Here is a 2,361-nt window from a genome sequence, read left to right as displayed (position 1 = left end):
AGCACCCTGACGCCGTCGACCCAGGCGGTCACTTTGTCGTCCGCCGCCACGTACAGGATCGCGTCGGCCGCCTCCCGCACCTCGAACGGCACCCGGAAGCGCACCCTGCCCGGAGTCGCGCTCTGGTCCGCCCCTGCGGCGCACCAGATCCACCAGGCCTCCGGGTCGGGCCAATACGCGGGGTTGTGGCCGGACCAGGAAGCGGGCTTCGCCAGGGCCGCCGGGACGCCGGCAAACCCCACGCCCTCGGGGAGGGTCCAGGCGGGAGCCACCAGGGCCTCTTCGACCGGTAGGTCGGCCAGCACGGCGAACTCCACACAGCCCGTCCAGTTGGAGCTCAGGTCAGCGGTCAGCTTGGCCTGCGAGGCGCGGAGGCCACCAGGCACGTCGAGCTGCCATCCCACGGTCACCGGCTCCATGCGGCCCGTATAGCCCACGTTGCGGATCCAGCCGCCCTCGGTGTACCAGCTGCTGGATAACCCGGAGAGATCAACCCGGTACCAGGCGCTCTCGGTGCTGCTTCCGGCGGGCCAGATCAGCACTTTCCTGACGGACACCTCCCGGCCCAGATCCCTGAGATTCCAGCCGAGCCCGGTCGTGTACGCGCCCCAAAAGCCTCGGCCCCACACGGAGCCGTTACCGGTTGCTGGAACGCTGGCACACTGGTCGAACAGGCACTCCGGACGCTCGTTGGTGTCTCTGTACCAGCCCGAGGCGGACACGCTGCCCGCGGGATTCGGGTAGACATACGCGGCCACGTTCACCCACGGCTTGAGTTCCGGCAGATTGGCACCGTATATCACCGAAACCCGCGGGTCGGGCAGGGTGGGGGCTGCAACCCGGAAGCTACCATCGGCGGCGGCCGCAGCCCGGCCCACCTCCACCCCGCGCCACAGTATGCTCACAGCGCTTCCCCCGGGGACGCTCCCCGGCGCGCCGACGACGTCATCACCCGACACCGCCACCGGGCCCGCAAGCGTCCCGTCCGCCTCGACCCGGCCGGCCTGCACCCCGCCCAGCAGCACCGGCTGCGAGAAACGCAGGGGCCGGGGTAGGGTGGCGGACGGCATGCCGCTCGCACCCGCCACGGCCGCGAGGCCGATGATCCCCGCAAGCAGCACGGCGAGCAGGGAGCCGACCACGATTCGGCGCATCGGAAACACCTCTCCTTTCACGCGAAGATTGCGGAGGCCAACCCGCCCTGCAACCACACCGGGGCCTCCCGTCCGGTGCTGCCCGTCAGAGGATGCGGCGCAGGAGCGCGCCGCCCCGGCTGGGGACGTGCCCGGCCGGTGCGGGAGCCGGAGCCTGCCTCCCCGTCTTACCCCCCTTCACAAAAACGCGGGTCCCTGGGCGAGATCCGGAAGCCCGCGCTGCCGAGCCTGAACCCCGGCCCCAAAGTCCAAACCGGTTTGCCAGTGCGGCCGCCCGCCCTGGAACCGCCCCGAGAACCGCGCGCTCAGGGTACGTACCCCGACGTCTGCCAGCCGGAGTCTCCGGTGCGGAAGAGAACGGCGCCCGAGGCGTCCTTCGCGCTCACCAGCACACCGGCAGGATTCTGCTTCGCTGAGGGATCAGAGGCGTTCACCGCCTCCACCGCCAGCACGTGGTCTCCGGCGGGGAGCGAAAGGCTCGCCGAACCGGCCGACAAGTATGACTGCCAGTTGAGCACAGCCACGCCGTCCACCCAGACGCGCGCGGAGTTGTCCGCCGCCACCGAGACGGTCACGGTCGCCGCCGCGGCCAGCGCAAACGGCCGGCGGAAGCGGACCGTCCCCGCGGGGTGGGAACCCGAGGCGTCCAGGGCCTGGCACCAGATCCACGAGGCCCCCGGGTCGGGACCGGCCGTCCAGGCGGGATTCTTGGGCACGACCACCGGGACGCCGCCCAAGTCGCCCGCGGAACCCGGCAGCAGCCACATGTCGCCGTCGTATTCCCAATCACCTTCCCCTGAGCGCACGACCACCTCGCCCCCGGCCCTGCGGAGCGAGACCAGCAGGCCACCTGGGCCACTGGCGTTCGAGCACTCGAAGGCCAGCACGTGTTCGCCCGCCGGCAGCACCAGCGGCGTCGCGGCAGCCGTGCCCGTCCCGGAGCCGGACAGAACCGGCACCCCGTCCAGCCACGCTACGAAGGAGTCGTCGCCCACCGCGTAGAGGCAGGCGTCACCCCCTGCCGGCACCGAGAACCTGACCCGGAACCGCGTCGCCGCCTGTGCCGCGTTCAGCCAGCATGCCCCGGGGTCCGGCCAGCCGGACACCGCGTCCCAGGGCAGGCCGGGCTGGCCGTACTGCCCGACCACCGCGGCCCGGCCGGAAAACCCGGGGCCTTCCGGCAGCGTCCACTCCGGTGCGGACAGGA

General features: G+C 71.8%; 2 protein-coding genes. Both read right to left on the bottom strand.

The window, feature by feature from the left end; translation table 11 throughout:
- Positions 1-1,154, bottom strand: a 1,154-nt coding sequence (locus AB1609_21445) for a hypothetical protein (protein ID MEW6049001.1), incomplete at its 3' end; no start/stop codon positions are given.
- Positions 1,155-1,459: 305 nt separating this feature from the next.
- Positions 1,460-2,361 (bottom strand): hypothetical protein (locus AB1609_21440; GenBank protein ID MEW6049000.1); only part of this gene is annotated, 902 nt, incomplete at its 5' end.

The organism is Bacillota bacterium, assembly GCA_040754675.1.
GTDB lineage: Bacteria > Bacillota > Limnochordia > Limnochordales > Geochordaceae > Geochorda.
Note: the sequence above shows the minus strand (reverse complement) of the source record. Positions and strands in the feature narration are given on the sequence as shown.